Source organism: Aeromonas sp. FDAARGOS 1404 (assembly GCF_019047085.1).
GTDB classification, from domain to species: domain Bacteria; phylum Pseudomonadota; class Gammaproteobacteria; order Enterobacterales; family Aeromonadaceae; genus Aeromonas; species Aeromonas veronii.
Genome location: NZ_CP077237.1, coordinates 3,853,202 through 3,871,292 on the forward strand (window position 1 = coordinate 3,853,202; position 18,091 = coordinate 3,871,292).

Consider the following 18,091-nt stretch of genomic DNA (forward strand, 5'->3'; position numbering starts at 1 on the left):
TCAGTCCAGCCCCAGTTGATCTTTGAGCTCCTTGAGATAGCGACGACTGACCGGCACCCGGGCGCCGCTCGGGGTGACAATCTCTGCCAGCTGGTTATCCAGCAGCCGGATCTCGAAGATGGCGTTGGGGGAGACCAGATACTGGCGGTGGCAGCGCAGCAGCGGGCTCTTTTCTTCCAGCGATTTGAGGGTGAGCTGGGTGTGGAACAGCTCGCCCTGACAGGCCACATGGACCCCGCCCAGATCGGAGAAGGCATATTCCACCTGCGCGATGGGCAGCAGCCTGACCCGATTGTGCAGATAGCCCGGAATATGTTCGATAGTCGGGGCGAGCCGCTCGATGGGCTGCGGGGAGATATCCTGCTTGAGGCGAGCGAGGGTCTTGGCGAGCCGGGCGGGCTCGACCGGTTTTAGCAGGTAGTCGAAGGCGTTCTCTTCAAAGGCCTGAATGGCATATTCGTCAAAGGCGGTGACAAAGACGATGCGGGGCAGGGGGTCGAGCATGGCGACCAGCTCCATGCCGCTCAGCTTGGGCATCTGGATATCGAGGAACACCACGTCGGGCTTGAGGCGCTGAATAAGCGGCAGCGCCTCGATGGCGTTGGCCGCTTCCCCCACGATCTCGATGGCAGGATCGCAGGCCAGCTGTTGCCTCAGCTCTTCGCGGGCGTAGTGTTCGTCATCGACAATCAGGGTGCGGATCATGGTTGCTCCTTGGGGATGGTGATCGAGACCCGGGTCCACTGCTCAGGCTCGCAGGCAATAGTCACGCCATAGCGCTCGCCAAAGGCGCTTTTCAGTCGCCGATCGACAATGCTCATGCCCAGACCGTCGCCAGCGGGGTGTGCTTGCCAAGTGCCTGCATTATCTTCCACATGGATGGTGACGCTGGTGGGATGCTCATCGGTATAAAGGCGAATGTGCCCTTGCTCCAGCAGAGTCGAGATGCCGTGCTTGATGGCATTTTCGATCAGCGGTTGCAGGGTGAAGCTGGGCAGGTGCAGTGTGGCCAGATGGGGCGGGATTTCGTTTATCACCGTCAGCCGATCGCCAAAACGGGCCAGCTCGATCTCCAGATAGGATTGGCAGTGCTCCTGCTCCTCCTGCAGGGTCGCAAGGCCGCTCTGGCGTTTGAGATTTTTGCGAAAGAACAGCGAAAGATGCAGCAGAAGGTCTCGCGCCTTGTCCGGATCGCGCCGGGTGATGGCACTGATGGTGTTGAGGGTGTTGAACAGAAAGTGGGGGTTGATCTGGGCCTGGATCAGCTTGAGTTCGGACTGCACCAGCAGCCGCTGATGCTGCTCCAGCCGACCGGCCAGCAACTGCTGTGACAGCAGGTTGGCAATCCCTTCCCCCAGGGTGTGGTTGATCTTGAGAAACAGCCGCTTCTTCGGCTCGTAGAGCTTGATGGTGCCGATCACTCCTTTGTCCCCCTGCAGCGGGATCACCAGCACAGAGCCCAGCTGGCATGCGGAGGAGAGGCTGCAGCGATAGGGTTGACTGTTGCCATCGGCAAACAGCACCTTGTTCTGGGCGATGGCCTGCATGGTGATGGCTGACGCAATGGGGGTACCCGGCAGATGGTGATCTTCGCCGGTGCCGATAAAGGCGAGGATCTGCTCGGTGTCCGTGATGGCGACCGCCCCCACGCCGGTCTCCTCCTGAATGATGCGGGCAATCTTGTTGCTCGCCTCCGGGGTAAAGCCCTGACTCATGATCCCCACTGTGCGGTTGGCGATATTGAGCGCCTTGGCGGAGAAGACCCGGGAGAACTTCTCATACATCCGCTGCTGGTCGCGGATCATGCTGATAAAGAGCGCCGCGCCGCAGGAGTTGGCCAGAATCATCGGGGTGGCGATGGTGCGCACCAGCAGCAGGGATTTGTCGAACGGGGTCGCCACCAGCAGGATGATGACCATCTGCATGATCTCGGCGTAGAGGGTGGTAAAAAAGGCGATGCGCGGTTCAAACAGGGCATCTGTTCGCCCCGATCGCATCAGTCGCCAGTGCACTATGCCCCCGAGCAACCCTTCACAGGTGGTGGAGATGGCGCAGGCGAGATCGGTAAATCCCCCCAGCGTATAGCGGTGCAGACCGCCGGTCAGCCCCACCAGAAAGCCCACCAGCGGCCCCCCCAATAATCCCCCCAAGACGGCGCCGACCGCCCGGGTGTTGGCGATGGCATCATCGATATCGAGGCCCACATAGGTGCCGAGGATACAAAAGCTGGAAAAGATGATGTATATCAGTATCTTGTGAGGTAGTCTCACTGAATAGTTGGCAAGCGGGCGCAGCAGCGGGCTTTTCGAGAAGAGATAGGCGATCACCAGGCTGACGCTCATCTGTTGCAGCAAGGAGAGGACCAACTGCATAAAAAACGCTCCTCATAAGCCAGCTGAAAAAATAGCCAGCCCGTGAATAAGTGTGATCAGGATCTTGTTCTGTTGGCCCAACTGGGCGTAACGGGCCGTCAGTTTGCCAGAACAAGTGGATAAAACCATATTAAATCAGCATGTTAAATTGATATTTGTGTAAGCGGCAGCGGGTTGATATTGATGGATGGAGCATGAATGTATCCACTGGATACGCCACACGGAGGTGGCATGCTCCGCCCGGCCCCTTGGCTGGGCGTTTTTTATACATGGTCAGTTGGCAACCTTCTGATGGGGGTTTGAGCAATTATTCCGGTTTGTCCAATGAGTTATCCCCAGCTTCTGGGGATAACTCAGAATGCAAAGTAGTAGCAGAAGCGGCGGGTCAGGTTGAAGAACTGCCGTTGTCCCTCATCGAGTTCTTCCTGTTTCAATACTCCGGTAATAATACGCTCGTCTTCCCGCAGGTCGATCATGGCGACCGCTTCAGGCCGCTGGGCCTTGATATAGGGCAGGATCTTCGGCTTGAGGGGCATGGTGGGCTCGGTGGATAGCACCAGCGCAATGCTCTCGTCGGAGAGTTTCACCAGTGATCCCGGCGGATAGACTCCCAGTACTTTGATCAGCAACTTGACCAGATTCTGGTCGAACTTTTTCTGGGATAACTTGTAGAGCTGGCTGATGGCCTGACTCGGCGCGGCCGGGTTGCCGCTGTTGCGGGGATGGAGCAGCTCGTCATAGAAGTCGACCAGCCCGATCAATCGCGCCAGCGGCGGGATCTCGCCCCCCTTGATCCCCAGCGGATAACCGCTGCCATCGAGTCGCTCGTGGTGCAGATGGGCGACCTGACGAATTTTCGGCTCAAAGGCGTTGAGCTGGGTCAGCATCTCCAGCCCGTACTGGGGATGCATATTGAGGAAGTTCTGCTCGGCCTTGCTGAGATCGCCGCGTTTCTGGGTGATTTGACTTGGGATTTTCAGCTCGCCGATGTCGTGGATAAGTCCCGCAAGTCCCGTCTCCTCAATCTCGATGGGGTTCATGCCGAGTTCGCGTGCCATCAGCATGGCAATGAAAGCCACATTGAGGCTGTGTTGCAGCAGGATATCGGTGTGGGGGCTGCGAATAAGGTGGAGCCCGAGAGGCCCTTCGTGCTGACTGAGGGTGAAGGCGGCATTACGGACGATCTGGGCGGTATTGGCCAGCCCTTCATCCGGTTTGAGGTTCAGCGCCCCGAGTGCATCACGCAGCTCGCTCATGGATTGGCCAAAGGCTTTGTCGGCGGCGCGCATGGAGCGGCGAAAGGCTTTCTCGTCAAAGGGGGGCGGGCCCGAGGCAATCAGCTCTTCCAACTCGTCAAGGTCAGGCCCGGCATCCGGGATATCGCCGCGCAGCAGCGGCTCGATGGGCAGATCGCTCTTGTCGGGGTCGACCATCAGCAGGGTGAGGTCAAGATGACGGAGAATGTCGAGTTGCTGCTGATCCTTGATCTTGAAGGTATTGAACATAAACGGGTGGTTAGTCCATCCCGTGGGGAGATGGATATAGTGGCCTACTCTCAATTGCTCTATTGAGGCTTGGATCAGTGCCATCGGTTAACCTGCATTTCGTGAATGCCTACTCAACAAGCTAGCAAAATCCGATGGATAGACAACTAAAAATCCATTTCGGGGCTGCGGAGCACCACGTGCTGTGATGGGGCGCACGAGCGCCGTGCTTCTCCTCTTAATTCGCGCTTAAGTTTTACTTCCTACGCTGGCCCCGTCGTTTTTGTTGGCTTGGCCGGCCCGCTGCACTGCAGGCCGGTATGTAGGAGTTGTTTATGCGTGTAACTCTCGGTGTACTGCAGACCAATCTGTTGCTGGTGCTCTTTTTCGCCCTGGTACTGAACTGGCCAATCTTTTTGCATTTCTATACGGTGCTCAGCGCCCTGACCCATGTCAAAGCCGGATTTGCCATCTCGATCCCGCTGGTGCTGCTCGCTGCGCTCAATGCCGTGTTTATTCCCTTCACGTTCCGGTTTGTGCTCAAGCCCTTTTTTACCGTGCTCATTCTGACTGGCTCCATCGTCAGCTACGCCATGCTCAAATACGGCGTCATCTTTGATGCAGGCATGATCCAGAACATAGTGGAGACCAACAGTGGTGAGGCCGGGGCCTATTTGAATGGCTCGGTTGCGCTCTGGTTTCTGCTGACCGGGCTGCTGCCTGTTCTGGAGCTCTGGTCGCTGCGGATCCGCTATCCGGCTCGCTGGTATCAGGGGTTGGCGTTGCGGGCTGGTGCACTGGCTATCTCTCTGCTGTTTATCGGGGGCGTCGCGGCACTTTACTATCAGGATTACGCCTCGGTCGGGCGCAACAACAAGTCGCTGGCCAAAGAGATTGTGCCCGCCAACTATGTGCACGGCCTCTACAAATATGGGCGGGATGTGCTGTTTGCCACGCCGCTCCCCTACCAGCATCTGGGGACAGATGCCAGGGTGGTGGCCCGGGGAAGCAAGCCGACTTTGATGTTCCTGGTGGTGGGGGAGACGGCGCGCAGCCAGAACTACTCCCTTAACGGGTATGGCAAGGCGACCAACAGCTTCACGGCCAAAGAGCAGGGGGTGGTGTCGTTCAAAGATGTGCGCTCCTGCGGTACTGCCACTGCGGTTTCGGTGCCCTGCATGTTCTCCAACCTCACGCGCCGTGGTTACGATGACCAGCTCGCCAGCTCCCGTGACGGCCTGCTCGATGTGCTGCAACATGCCGGAGTCTCGGTATTGTGGAAAGAGAATGATGGCGGCTGCAAAGGGGTGTGCCGCAATGTGCCGACCATCGAGATCCTCCCCAAATCCTATCCTGCGCTCTGTCAGGGGGAGTCCTGCTATGACGAGGTATTGCTGGAGGGGCTGGATCAGCAGATTGCCGGCATGAAGGGCAACAAGCTGGTGGCTTTTCACCTGATGGGCAGCCATGGCCCGACCTATTTCCGTCGTTATCCTGCCAGCGAGCGCGCCTTTATGCCGGACTGCCCGCGCAGCGACATTGAAAACTGCAGCAACGAAGAGCTGGTCAACACCTATGACAACACCATCCGCTACACCGACAAGGTGGTGGGGCTGCTGATAGACAAGCTCAAGTCGCTGGAGAGCCAGTACGATGTGGGACTGGTCTATCTCTCCGATCACGGCGAATCCCTGGGGGCCATGGGACTCTATCTGCACGGTACGCCATACAAGTTCGCGCCGGATGATCAGACCCGGGTGCCGCTGCTGACCTGGTTCTCGCCTCAGTTACAGGCTGATCGCCAGCTTGATATGGGTTGCCTGGCGGCGGAGGCAAGCAGCCAGCGCTTCTCCCACGATAACCTGTTCCACTCCATGCTGGGGATCATGGATGTGCAGACGAGTGTTTACGACAACAAGCTGGATCTGTTCAAGCCATGTCGGGCGGGCTAAACCGCCAGCAAGCACACAATAGAAAACGGCAGCCAGTGGCTGCCGTTTTGTTATCTCGCAAGATCAGTGTCTTACTTCTGCTCCATGATGATCTGCAGCAGATCTCCCTCCAGCAGGGCGCGCTTGACCAGTGCAAAGCCGCCATAGGTCGGCTGGTTCTGGAAGCGGGCTTTCACGATGGGCAGGCCACGGTGGAAGCTCGGCAGGGATTGATGCTCGACGCAGCGACGGATGGCCGGAAAGAGGATCTCTTCGGCTGCGGTGATTTCGCCGGCGATCAGTACCTTCTGCGGGTTGAACAGGTTGACCGTGATGGCCACCGCTCGTCCCAGATGCTCACCCACGTTCTCGATGACGCTGCGGGCCAGTTCATCGCCTGCCAGTGCCGCCTTGCACACCTCCTGAATGGTGATGTGCTTCTCTTGCAGCGCGCTCTGGTGGCCGCGGCTGATGAGCTCCTTCACCTTGTCGATGATCGCTTCGTTGGAGGCGATGGTCTCGAGGCAGCCGAAGTTGCCACAGTGGCAGCGCTTGCCGAGTGGCTCGACCTGGATATGGCCGATCTCGCCGACGTTGCGGTTCTGACCGAGGAACACCTGACCCTTGGTGATGATCCCCGAGCCCGTCCCCTGGTGGACACTGACCAGAATGGAGTCCATGCAGTCGCGGGACTCGCCGAAGAAGTGTTCGGCCAACGCCAGCGAGCGGGTGTCGTTGCCCACATAGCAGGGGAGGTTGAAGTGGTTCTCAAGCAGCTTCGCCAATCCCAGATTGCGGATCTGGTACTTGGGGGTGTAGATGACCATGCCGGATTCCGGGTTGACCAGACCCGGCATGGTCAGCGCGATGCTGATGAGGTTGCGACAGCGTTCGCGGTTGGCATCGATAAAGGCGCCAATCTCTCGCAGCAGCATGTCGACCACGGGTTGCTGGTCGATCTCGGTCACCTGAATGACGTGCTGGTCGAGCTCCTTGCCATCGAGGTCATAGAGACTCAGTTGCAGGTAGCCGCGGCCCAGCTTGGCGGAGACAAACTGAAAGCGATGTTTGATGGTGGTCAGGGAGATGGCACGCCGCCCGCCTGTTGAGGCTTGCGGAGAGGTCTCCTTGATCAGGCCATGCTCGATCAGTTGCCGGGTTATTTTGGTCACGCTGGCCGGTGCCAGCTGACTCAACTCGGCAATCTTGACCCGGGAGATGGGGCCTTGCAGGTCGATGAGCCGATACACGGCTGCACTGTTGACCTGCTTGATAAGATCTACGTTTGCTATTTGTCCGCCAGTCATGATGTCACTGTTGTGTGTAGTGTCCGTTAACCACGGTCCCACGGACCGTGAAGTCCTGATCGAAGACAGTGAGGTTGGCTACTTTACCGACCTGGATACTACCGAGACGTGAGTCCCATCCAATGGCGCGAGCGGGGTAGAGGCTGGCCATTCTCAGTGCTTCATCGAGCGGTAATCCGACCTGCTTGACCAGATTTTCCACCCCCTCAATCATGGTGAGGGAGGAACCGCCGAGTGTACCATTCTCGTCGACACACTGACCATCGCGTAAAAAGACGGTGGTGCCACAAAAATCAAATTTCTCAAAGCCTTCCGGCGCACCAGCTGCTGCGGTGGCATCGGTGACCAGCACCAGTCGCTCCCCCAGCGCCTTGTGAGCCAGACGCACGTTGGCCCAGTGCACATGGTGGCCATCGACGATGATGCCCGCGTAGACATCCTTGCGATCGTAGATGGCGCCCACGACGCCCGGCTCGCGACCGTTGAGGGTCGGGGTCATGGCGTTGTAGAGGTGGGTCGCAAAGCGAATACCGTTATCGAACCCGGCCATGGCCTGATCGTAACTGGCGGCAGTGTGACCGGCCGAGACCAGAATGCCCGCTTCCACCAGACGGCGGATATGGGCCGGCTCGTTGCGCTCCGGAGCCAGGGTGATTTTGGTGATGGCATCCGCGTTGGCGCAGAAGAAATCGATCATCTCGTCCGCTGGCTGGCGAATTTGCGCGGCAGGGTGGATCCCCTTGCGCTTGAGGTTGGTGTAAGGCCCTTCCAGATGGACGCCCAGCACCTCGTTGGGGTGTGCCGCCATGTAGTCACGGGTCACCGCAACGGCCTGCTTCATATCCGTATCCGGACTGGTGATCAGGGTCGGAAGGAAGCTGGTGGTACCGGATTTGAGGTTGGCCGCCTGCATGGTCGCCAGGGTCTCGACCGTGATCTCGGTGTTGAACATCACCCCGCCACAGCCGTTGAGCTGCACATCGATAAAACCGGCGGTCAGGTTGGCGCCTTTGAGGTCAATCTGCTCGATGCCCGCAGGCAGTTCGGCCAGGTGAGAGATGGCGACAATCTTGTCGCCCTCGATAAGCACCCCGTAGCCGGTCAGCACGCAGCTGCCGGTGTAGAGGGTGCAGTTGGTCAATGCGTACATGACGACTCCTTACAGACGGCCGATGTTGGCGGCTTCCAGCTGCTGGAAGTAGCGAACGGTCTTGACCTTGAGCTCCATGGTGGAGGGCTCGTCGCACACCATCATTCCCTTCGGATGCAGTTGCAGGGTGGAGATGGTCCACATGTGGTTGACGCTGCCTTCTACGGCGGCCTGCAGGGCCAGTGCCTTGCCGTGACCGGTGACCAGGATCATGATCTCTTCCGCATCCATCAGGGTGCCGACACCCACGGTCAGGGCCAGTTTGGGCACCTGCTCCATGTCGCCACCGAAGAAGCGGGAGTTGGCGATACGGGTGTCTTCGGTCAGGGTCTTGACCCGGGTGCGGGAGGAGAGGGAAGAAGCCGGCTCGTTGAATGCGATGTGGCCGTCGTTACCCACGCCACCCATGAACAGGTGGATCTTGCCGTAGGACTTGATCTTGTCTTCGTAGCGCTTGCACTCGGCCACCAGATCCTCGGCATTGCCGTTGAGGATGTTGATGTTTTCGGGACGAATGTCGATGTGACTGAAGAAGTTGTTGTGCATGAAGCTGTGGTAGCTCTCCGGGTGATCTTCCGGCAGGCCGACGTACTCGTCCATGTTGAAGGTGACCACATTCTGGAAGCTCACTTCACCGGCTTTGTGCAACTCGATCAGGCGCTTGTAGGTGTTGAGCGGGGTGCCACCGGTGGGCAGGCCCAGTACGAAAGGGCGATCGCTGGTCGGCTTGAACGCGTTGATGCGGTCAACGATGTAACGAGCAGACCACAGGCCTACTTGGCTGGCAGATTTCAACGGGATCAGGCGCATATGGGATACCTCTGTGTCGGGTTGCGACCGGTTTGGCGGTGGCAATTGGCTAAGACGGATTCAAGTTGTTTTATAGCGTAAATAAAGATTGCGAACTAAGCCACATCTATCCACCACCTTTATCTTGTTTGGGTGATAACGATCACGATTATCGGTTTATTAATTTGCGCAGCGAAATAAAAGCCCTAGACTGCCAATCAAGCCTTGATGGCTTATGCGTCAAACGTGATAAGCACTTAATTTCTAGAAAAACATTAACTAAGGAGAGGAACCGTGAACATTCTCGGTTATTTGCAAAAGATCGGCCGTGCCCTGATGGTGCCGGTAGCGGTATTGCCTGCCGCAGCGATCCTGATGGGGGTTGGCTACTGGATTGACCCGAATGGTTGGGGTGGTGACAGTGCGCTGGCTGCCTTCCTGATTAAAGCGGGCGCAGCCATTATCGATAACATGTCCGTACTGTTCGCAGTCGGTGTCGCTTACGGTATGTCCAAGGATAAAGACGGTTCTGCTGCCCTGGCAGGTCTGGTCGGCTTCCTGGTCGTTACCACCCTGCTGAGCCCGGGCGCTGTGGCCCAGATCAAGAGCATCCCGGTGGAGCAGGTTCCTGCCGCGTTTGCCAAGATCAGCAACCAGTTCGTGGGTATCCTGTGTGGTGTTATCGCCGCTGAGCTGTATAACCGCTTCAGCAGCGTCGAGCTGCACAAGGCACTCTCCTTCTTCTCCGGTCGTCGTCTGGTACCGATCGTAACCTCCGTGGTGATGATCGTCGTATCCTTCATCCTGATGGCCGTATGGCCGGCAATCTACGGTGGTCTGGTCTCCTTCGGTGAGTCCATCGTGAGCCTGGGCTCTACCGGTGCCGGTATCTACGCCTTCTTCAACCGTCTGCTGATCCCGATCGGTCTGCACCACGCCCTGAACTCCGTGTTCTGGTTCAACGTGGCCGGTATCAACGACATCCCGAACTTCCTGGGTGGTCAGGCTACCATCGATGCCGCTCTGGCCGCTGGCAAGAGCCTGGAGCAGGTGAAAGGCGTGGTCGGTATGTACCAGGCTGGCTTCTTCCCCATCATGATGTTCGGTCTGCCGGGTGCCGCGCTGGCCATCTACCACTCCGCCAAGAAAGAGAACAAAGAGAAAGTTGCTTCCATCATGATCGCAGCTGCCTTTGCCTCCTTCTTTACCGGTGTAACCGAGCCGCTCGAGTTCTCCTTCATGTTCGTGGCGCCGGTACTGTATGTCATCCACGCCGTACTGACCGGTATCTCCGTGTTTATCGCTGCCTCCATGCAGTGGATGGCCGGTTTCGGTTTCAGTGCCGGTCTGGTGGATATGGTGCTCTCCAGCCGTAACCCGCTGGCGACCAACTGGTACATGCTGATCCCTCAGGGTCTGGTCTTCTTCGGCCTCTACTACACCGTGTTCCGCGTAGTGATTGCCAAGCTGAACCTGAAAACCCCGGGTCGTGAAGATGACGAAGATACTGCTCCGGCTGCCGCTCAATCTACCAACCGTACCGAGCTGGCCAAGCAATACCTGGAAGTGCTGGGTGGTCAAGAGAACCTGGTCTCCATCGATGCCTGCATCACCCGTCTGCGTCTGACTCTGAAAGACCGCAGTATCGTCGATGAGCGCAAGCTGAAAGCCCTGGGGGCGGCCGGTGTGGTCAAACTCGGTGAGCAGAACCTGCAGGTGATTCTGGGCCCATTGGCCGAAATCATCGCCGGTGAGATGAAAGCCCTGCGTTAATCGAGCGACTCGCTCACCTCAAGTCTAAGTCCATTGTTGACATAACTAAGGGCCCCGCTCAGGGGCCCCATATAAAAAAGCCAAGAAAATCCAACCTTTACTTCAAATGAGAGCAGCAGTTATGAACTTGAAACATTCTCTGTTAGCCATTGCCATGTCTACCGTTTTTGTCAGCCAGGTCCAGGCAGCCGATGCCGCCAAGCAGGCCGTGGTCGACTCCCTCGCCAACAACCTGGTGGTCAAGTATGAGGTGGTCACCAACGACGGTGCCGGTGCCGGCCTCGATTGCCAGGCGCTGGGTTCCGAGTGGGCGAGCTGTGGCGTTGCCAAGCTGCACCTGACCAATACCGGTGCGGACGTGACCTCCAAAGACTGGAGCATCTACGTCTCCTCCATCCGTCGTATCCAGCGTGTGGATAACGACCAGTTCACCATTACTCACCTGACCGGCGATCTCTATCGTTTGACGCCAACCGAGAAGTTCCAGGGCTTTGCCAAGGATGCCACGGTCGAAGTGCCGCTGGTGGTGGAATACTGGGTACTGTTCGAATCTGACATCATGCCGAACTGGTATGTCGCCAGCGAAGGTGCCGAGCCGAAAGTACTGGCCAGCATGAGCAACATCAATGATGCCAGCACCTACGAGAAGCCGATGCCGGCTGATGGCTGGAAGCGTACCAAGGATGACAAGAACATCCTGATGAACAGCGAAACCCGTTTCGCGGCCAACCAGACCAGCACCCTGCTGCCGGCTGGCAAGATTGACAACCAGATCCTGCCGACCCCGATGAAGCAGGTAGTCAAAGCGGGTCCGCAGGTTGACTTCTCCACCATCAAACTCAATGCCCTGGACTTGCCGAGCGATCGCGCCGAGGCCCTGAAGGCTCAACTGACCAAGCTGGGTGTTACCCTCTCCGACACCGGCTACCCGGTGACCATCAAGCTCGGCAGCAAGCTCAAGCAGGCTGAAGGCTATGACATGACCATCGGTCAGAAGGGCACAGTGATCCAGGGTCGCGATATCGACGGGGCATTCTGGGGTGCACAATCCCTGATCTCCCTGCTGGGTGTTGATGACAAGCTGGTGAGCCCGATGACCGTCGAGGATGCGCCGCGCTTTGAATACCGTGGCATGCAGACCGACGTGGCCCGTCACTTCCGCAGTCTGGATACCATGAAGAAGCTGGTTGACCAGATGTCTGCCATGAAGCTCAACGTGCTGCACCTTGGCCTGACCAACGATGAAGGCTGGCGTCTGGAGATCCCGGGTCTGCCGGAGCTGACTCAGGTCGGTAGCCAGCGTTGCCACGACGAGTCCGAAACCAAGTGCCTGATGCCGCAACTGGGTTCCGGCCCGACCAGCGACAACCAGGGTTCCGGTTTCTACAGCAAGTCTGACTACGTGGATCTGGTGCGTTATGCCAAGGCCCGCGGTGTGACCGTGATCCCCGAGATCAACATGCCGGCCCACGCCCGTGCTGCCGTGGTCTCCATGGAAGCGCGCTACAAGCGTCTGATGGCGGAAGGCAAAGAAGCGGAAGCCAACCAGTTCCGTCTGACTGATCCGGCTGACACCTCCAACGTCACCTCCGTCCAGTTCTACGACAAGATGTCCTTCATCAACCCTTGCCAGCCGGGTGCTGCCACCTTCGTGGCCAAGGTAATGGATGAAGTTGCCCAGATGCACCAGGCCGCCGGTCAGCCGCTGACCGCATGGCACTACGGTGGTGATGAGGCGAAGAACATCATGCAGGGCGGTGGCTATCAGGATCCGGCCGTCACCAAGAAAGAAGAGCTGGTCGCCTGGAAAGGTAACGTCGACTCCAGCAAGCAGGACAAACCGTTTGGCAAGTCCCCGATGTGCCAGAAGATGATCGATGAAGGCAAGATCAAGGAAGTGGGCGAGCTGCCGGTTTACTTCGCCAAGGAAGTGGGCCAGATGGTCAAAGACCGCGGCTTCTCTACCCTGCAGGCGTGGGAAGATGGTCTGAAGTACGCCAGCGGTGCCAAGGACTTCGCCACCGACAACACCCGTGTCAACTTCTGGGAAACCCTCTACTGGGGTGGCTTCAACGAAGCGATGAAGTGGGCCCACAAGGGTTACCAAGTGGTGCTGTCCAACCCGGATTACCTCTACTTCGACTTCCCGAACGAAGTACACCCGGCCGAGCGTGGCTACTACTGGGCAACCCGTTTCAACGACACCCGCAAGGTGTTTGCCTTCGCCCCGGAAAACCTGCCGCAGAACGCCGAGACCTCGGTTGACCGCGACGGCAACGCCTTCGTGGCCAAGGGTGACCAGGATCCGGTCAAGTTCAAGGGGATCTCCGGTCAGCAGTGGAGTGAAACCGTGCGTACCGATGCTCAGTACGAGTACATGGTTTACCCGCGTATCTTCTCCGTGGCTGAGCGTGCCTGGCACAAAGGTGGCTTCGAGCTGAACTATGTGAAGGGTCGCGAGTTCTCCGGCGAGACCAAGTTCGTCAACAAGGCCACCCTCAACAAAGAGTGGAACCAGTTTGCCAACGTACTGGGTCAGCGCGTGCTGCCGAAACTGGATCAGGCCGGTGTTGAATACCGCCTCTCCGTACCGGGTGCCAAGGTAGTGAACGGTGTGCTGGAAGCGAACGTGGATCTGCCGGGTCTGCCCATCCAGTACAGCCTGGACGGTACCAACTGGAGTGCCTATGACGCAGCGGCCAAGCCGAGCGTGAATGGCAAGGTCTACCTGCGTACAACCAGCTTCGATGGCAAGCGCACCAGCCGCGTCACCGAACTGAACTGATAGCAGTCAACCGTTAACATGAGGTGGGTCGCAAGACCCGCCTTTCCCAAGGGCGATGGCGCATCGGGTTTGGGAAAGGTTGACTGTGCGTGTGAGCCTTTGTTGTGTGTAATTGTCTGTTTTGTGTTTTTCATCACTTTCAGCCCCGCCTCGTGCGGGGCTTTTTTATGCATTTGGGGTGCAATGTGCCAAGCCACGCCGTTTTTAGCGGCGCAATGGCCGGGAAATGGCCCGGAAGTGCCAAATTCAGGTTGAGACAGCGCCCGTAATAAGGGATCATACCCGGCTTGACGGCGGGGGGATGAGGGTGCCAGCCGGCACAACTTCCGCCAGTGACGCTTTTTTGAGGTGAGCCATGAGTCAGGCGAACAGCCCAACTAACTTTATTCGTCAGATCATTGATGAAGATCTGGCCAGCGGTAAGCACAGCAGCGTGCATACCCGTTTTCCGCCCGAGCCGAACGGTTATCTCCATATCGGCCACGCCAAGTCCATCTGCCTGAACTTCGGCATCGCCCGCGACTATCAGGGCCAGTGCAACCTGCGTTTCGATGACACCAACCCGGTGAAGGAAGATATCGAGTACGTAGAGTCCATCAAGCAGGATGTACAGTGGCTCGGCTTCCAGTGGAACGGCGAGATCTGCTACTCCTCCGACTATTTCGACAAGCTGCACGGCTACGCCATCGAGCTGATTGAAAAGGGTCTGGCCTATGTGGACGAGCTGACGCCCGAGCAGATGCGCGAGTACCGTGGCACCCTGACTGAAGCTGGCAAGAACAGCCCGTTCCGCGATCGCAGCGTGGAAGAGAACCTGGCGCTGTTTGCCAAGATGAAGAACGGCGAGTTCGCCGAAGGCACCGCCTGCCTGCGCGCCAAGATCGATATGGCATCCCCCTTCATGGTGATGCGTGATCCGGTTATCTACCGCATCAAGTTTGCCCACCATCACCAGACCGGTGACAAGTGGTGCATCTACCCGATGTATGACTTCACCCACTGCATCTCGGACGCGCTGGAAGGGATCACCCACTCCATCTGTACTCTGGAGTTCCAGGACAACCGTCGTCTGTACGACTGGGTGCTGGACAACATCACCATCGACTGCCACCCCCGTCAGTACGAGTTCTCTCGTCTGAACCTCGAATACACCGTCATGTCCAAGCGCAAGCTGAACCTGTTGGTGACCGAGAAGCACGTCGATGGTTGGGATGACCCGCGCATGCTGACCGTCTCCGGTCTGCGTCGTCGTGGTTACACCCCGGCCTCCATCCGCGAGTTCTGCAAGCGCATCGGCGTCACCAAGCAGGACAACATCGTCGAGATGAGCATGCTGGAAGCCTGCATCCGTGAAGACCTCAACGAGAATGCGCCGCGCGCCATGGCCGTGCTGCATCCGGTGAAAGTGGTCATCGAGAACCTGGCTGCCGACGAAGTGCTGACTGCCCCGGCCCACCCGAGCAATGCCGAGATGGGGACCCGCGAGCTGAACTTTACCCGCGAGATCTTCATCGACGAAGCGGACTTCAAAGAAGAGGCGAACAAGCAGTTCAAGCGTCTGGTGCTGGGCAAGGAAGTGCGTCTGCGCAATGCCTATGTGATCAAGGCCGAGCGCATCGAGAAAGATGCGGATGGCAAAGTCACCTGCATCTACTGCTCATACGACCCCGAGACCCTGGGCAAGGATCCGGCCGATGGCCGCAAGGTGAAAGGGGTGATCCACTGGGTCAGCGCCACTCACTCCCTGCCAGCGGAAGTACGTCTCTACGATCGTCTGTTCAAGGTGCCGAACCCGGGCGCCGAGGATGACTTCGAAGCCGCGTTGAACCCGGAATCCCTGGTGATCATCGAGGGGGCCCGTGTCGAGGCTTCCCTGAAGAACGCCAAGCCGGAGCAGGCTTACCAGTTCGAGCGTGAAGGTTACTTCTGCGCCGACAACAAGCTCTCCAGCCCGGAGCATCTGGTGTTCAACCGCACCGTTGCCCTGCGCGACTCCTGGGGCAAGGTAGAAGGCTAAGCCGATGGGGCAGGGGAGACCCTGCCCTGTGTGCTGCCAGCGGCCTGCGCCTGACAATAAAAAAGCCAGCTGATGCTGGCTTTTTTATTGTCCGTTATCTGCAAGTCGCGGGCGACTTATTCGTCGTGCTTGCACTCACCGGTAGCACAGTGACCGTAGAGGTAGAGGCTGTGATTGGTGAGACGGATATTGAATTTCTTGGCGATCTCGCGCTGACGCTGTTCGATCACTTCGTCGGAGAACTCGATCACCTTGCCGCAGTCGAGGCAAACTAGGTGGTCGTGATGCTCCTGAGTGGCCAGTTCGAATACCGACTTGCCACCTTCGAAGTGGTGACGGGTAACGATACCGGCATCATCAAACTGGTTGAGAACGCGATAGACGGTAGCGAGACCAATCTCTTCACCCAGGTCGATCAGTCGTTTATAGAGATCTTCGGCGCTGGTGTGCTGGCAGTCCGGCTGTTGCAGGATTTCCAGGATTTTGACCCGGGGTAAGGTGATCTTGAGCCCGGCCTTTTTTAACGCTTGGTTGTTGTCTGCCATATTCTACTTATTCGCATTCTCGAAGGTGGGGTTATTCTGATGGACTGCCGCAGGAATGGCAACCTTGAACTCGCTTGGCCTGTCATTATAGGTCGTAGCCTCCCTAAAAATAAACCCAGCAATTCAAGGGGTTTAGCCATAAATGGCCGGTTGGATTGAAATAATCAATCGTGTCGTCCGACTTGCTGGCATGGCAGATGTTGATAAGATGTAACTTTCATATTTCTGGTCGGATGAGATCCATGGATTGGCTTTTTGACAATGCGGCCTGGGTGCGCCGCGCACTCAACGCCTGGCCCCCTTTCTGGGGCGCTGGTATCAAGATAGAGACCCTGAGCGATGACTTTCGTTATTGCCGGGTGACCCTGAAATCCCGCTGGTGGAACAAGAACGCCAACCGCACCCAGTTTGGCGGCAGCATGTTTGCCATGACGGACCCCATCTATCCACTGATGCTGATGGGCTACTTCAAGAATCGCTATTACGTCTGGGACAAGGCGGGCAGCATCAACTACATCAAGCCGGGCAAGGGCAAGCTGGTGGCCGAGTTCAACCTGACCGAGGGCAAGCTGGCCGAAATCGTGGCGGCGACTGAAGGTGGCAACAAACACTTCCCAGAATTCGAGGTCTCGGTGCAGGACAAGAGCGGCGAGCTGGTGGCGCAGGTCAAGCGCACCCTCTATGTGCGAGCCAAACCGGAGCACAGAGGTGAATAACAGGGAAGAATAAAGGTAGGCATCGCAACAAGCAGATAAAACAAGGGCCCCGTCGGGGCCCTTGTTGTCAGAGGTATGAGGGGAAGCGGATTACTCCAGCTCGCCCAGGCACATCTCTTCGTGCAGCTGCTTGCACCAGCCCTTGACGCGCTCGGCGGTCAGCTCCGGCTGGCGATCTTCATCGATACCCAGACCGATAAAGTGCTTGTCATCGACCAGTGCCTTGGAGGCTTCGAACTCGTAGCCGGCAGTCGGCCAGTGACCGATGATGATGGCGCCTTTTGCTTCGACGATGTCGCGCAGGGTACCCATGGCGTCGAGGAAGTACTCGGAATAGTCTTCCTGATCACCGCAACCGAAGATGGCGACCAGCTTGTTGGTGAAGTCGATTTCGCCCAGATCGGGGAAGAAGTCGTCCCAGTCGGCCTGGGCTTCGCCGTAGTACCAAGTCGGGATGCCGAACATCAGCAGATCAAAGCTCTCGATGTCGGCCTTGCTGCTCTTGGCGATGTCACGGACTTCAATCAGGTTTTTGCCCAGCTCTTTCTGGATCATCTTGGCGACAGCTTCGGTGTTACCGGTATCGCTGCCAAAAAACAGACCTACACTTGCCATAGTGTTTAGTTACCCGTATTTGGTGTTAATGCTCAACGCTCAGACTGCAATGTCCACCGCAAAGGCGGACTCAATCTGTTGTTTCAGGATAGATTGGATCAGCTCGGCTCGGCTGATGTTCTGTTGTAACGCAAGTTGGTTCAGGCGCTCCAGCAACTCGGCCTCCACCTTTAACTCTACCCGCTTCAGCCCATTTTCCCGATCGCGCTTAAGCTGGTTACGCTTGTTGATCTTGAGCTGGGTCTCGCGGGGGAGTGGATTGGTCTTTGGCCTGCCGGGGCGCTTCTCATTTGCGAACAGATCCAGTGTTGTTCGATCAGTTTGCTGTTTGGCCATACATCACAGATGAAAATAAGTTAGCCGAGTCCTGAGCCTTCCCAGCCCAGTTCGATCAGCCCCTTGGCGACAAAACCCGCACAACCCAGAAACAGTACCAACCAGACGATAAAACGACCGAAACGGGGCACGTTGCCGCGCTTGAGCACGTCCTGAATGGCCAGGCCAATCAATATGAAAATGGCCACAAAGAATAACTTGAGGCCCAAACTTTCGATCAGGTCGATATGTTCACTTAGCATGGATTGCGCACACTCCTTATGACGGGCGC

15 protein-coding genes are annotated in these 18,091 nt (G+C 57.5%); 5 read left to right on the forward strand and 10 right to left on the reverse strand.

Going from position 1 to position 18,091, the window contains the following annotated elements; genetic code table 11:
• From btsR to I6L34_RS17915, 3 genes are all read right to left on the reverse strand, one after another.
• Positions 1-705, reverse strand: a complete 705-nt coding sequence (gene btsR / locus I6L34_RS17905; protein ID WP_005350523.1) for a two-component system response regulator BtsR — start codon at positions 703-705, stop codon at positions 1-3.
• The gene (locus I6L34_RS17910) at positions 702-2,372 is read right to left on the reverse strand and encodes a sensor histidine kinase (RefSeq protein ID WP_216955101.1); all 1,671 of its coding nucleotides are present in this window, start codon (positions 2,370-2,372) and stop codon (positions 702-704) included. Before I6L34_RS17910 ends, btsR begins: the two co-directional genes overlap by 4 nt.
• A 353-nt stretch (positions 2,373-2,725) precedes the next feature.
• The gene (locus I6L34_RS17915) at positions 2,726-3,961 is read right to left on the reverse strand and encodes an HD-GYP domain-containing protein (RefSeq protein WP_058058044.1); all 1,236 of its coding nucleotides are present in this window, start codon (positions 3,959-3,961) and stop codon (positions 2,726-2,728) included.
• Positions 3,962-4,191: 230 nt separating this feature from the next.
• On the opposite strand from I6L34_RS17915, the gene I6L34_RS17920 reads away from it, so the two are divergent.
• A complete protein-coding gene (locus tag I6L34_RS17920; RefSeq protein WP_216955102.1) occupies positions 4,192-5,808 on the forward strand; it encodes a phosphoethanolamine transferase in 1,617 nt (538 codons plus the stop codon).
• Positions 5,809-5,879: 71 nt separating this feature from the next.
• On the opposite strand, the gene I6L34_RS17925 is transcribed toward I6L34_RS17920, so the two are convergent.
• The 3 genes from I6L34_RS17925 to nagB are packed head-to-tail and all read right to left on the reverse strand — an operon-like array spanning position 5,880 to position 9,054.
• Positions 5,880-7,094 carry an ROK family protein gene (locus I6L34_RS17925; protein WP_005334312.1) on the reverse strand — a complete coding sequence of 405 codons (1,215 nt, stop codon included), beginning with the start codon at positions 7,092-7,094 and terminating at the stop codon, positions 5,880-5,882.
• Positions 7,095-7,098: 4 nt separating this feature from the next.
• Positions 7,099-8,244, reverse strand: coding sequence for an N-acetylglucosamine-6-phosphate deacetylase (nagA, locus tag I6L34_RS17930; RefSeq protein ID WP_058058046.1), 1,146 nt, complete (start codon positions 8,242-8,244; stop codon positions 7,099-7,101).
• A 9-nt stretch (positions 8,245-8,253) separates the two neighbouring features.
• Positions 8,254-9,054, reverse strand: a complete 801-nt coding sequence (gene nagB, locus I6L34_RS17935) for a glucosamine-6-phosphate deaminase (RefSeq protein ID WP_005334308.1) — start codon at positions 9,052-9,054, stop codon at positions 8,254-8,256.
• 273 nt (positions 9,055-9,327) lie between these two features.
• Here nagB and nagE point away from each other — a divergent pair, with 273 nt between their 5' ends.
• From nagE to glnS, 3 genes are all read left to right on the forward strand, one after another.
• Positions 9,328-10,806, forward strand: a complete 1,479-nt coding sequence (gene nagE, locus I6L34_RS17940) for an N-acetylglucosamine-specific PTS transporter subunit IIBC (RefSeq protein ID WP_021231106.1) — start codon at positions 9,328-9,330, stop codon at positions 10,804-10,806.
• 121 nt (positions 10,807-10,927) lie between these two features.
• Complete coding sequence (locus I6L34_RS17945; protein ID WP_005334304.1) at positions 10,928-13,591, forward strand: beta-N-acetylhexosaminidase; 2,664 nt, start codon at positions 10,928-10,930, stop codon at positions 13,589-13,591.
• A gap of 355 nt (positions 13,592-13,946) precedes the next feature.
• A complete protein-coding gene (glnS, locus tag I6L34_RS17950; protein ID WP_005350535.1) occupies positions 13,947-15,608 on the forward strand; it encodes a glutamine--tRNA ligase in 1,662 nt (553 codons plus the stop codon).
• Positions 15,609-15,724: 116 nt separating this feature from the next.
• Here glnS and fur read toward each other — a convergent pair whose 3' ends face one another.
• On the reverse strand, positions 15,725-16,153 hold the full coding sequence (fur, locus tag I6L34_RS17955) for a ferric iron uptake transcriptional regulator (protein WP_005334301.1): 429 nt from the start codon (positions 16,151-16,153) through the stop codon (positions 15,725-15,727).
• Positions 16,154-16,395: 242 nt separating this feature from the next.
• Here fur and I6L34_RS17960 point away from each other — a divergent pair, with 242 nt between their 5' ends.
• On the forward strand, positions 16,396-16,869 hold the full coding sequence (locus tag I6L34_RS17960; protein ID WP_058056010.1) for a DUF4442 domain-containing protein: 474 nt from the start codon (positions 16,396-16,398) through the stop codon (positions 16,867-16,869).
• Between the two features lie 90 nt (positions 16,870-16,959).
• Here the strand turns inward: I6L34_RS17960 and fldA are convergent, their stop codons facing one another.
• The 3 genes from fldA to I6L34_RS17975 are packed head-to-tail and all read right to left on the reverse strand — an operon-like array spanning position 16,960 to position 18,062.
• On the reverse strand, positions 16,960-17,484 hold the full coding sequence (gene fldA, locus I6L34_RS17965; protein ID WP_058056011.1) for a flavodoxin FldA: 525 nt from the start codon (positions 17,482-17,484) through the stop codon (positions 16,960-16,962).
• A 39-nt stretch (positions 17,485-17,523) separates the two neighbouring features.
• Complete coding sequence (gene ybfE, locus I6L34_RS17970) at positions 17,524-17,820, reverse strand: LexA regulated protein (RefSeq protein ID WP_005334297.1); 297 nt, start codon at positions 17,818-17,820, stop codon at positions 17,524-17,526.
• A 20-nt stretch (positions 17,821-17,840) separates the two neighbouring features.
• Positions 17,841-18,062, reverse strand: coding sequence for a DUF2788 domain-containing protein (locus tag I6L34_RS17975; protein ID WP_005334296.1), 222 nt, complete (start codon positions 18,060-18,062; stop codon positions 17,841-17,843).
• Between the last annotated feature and the right edge of the window lie 29 nt (positions 18,063-18,091).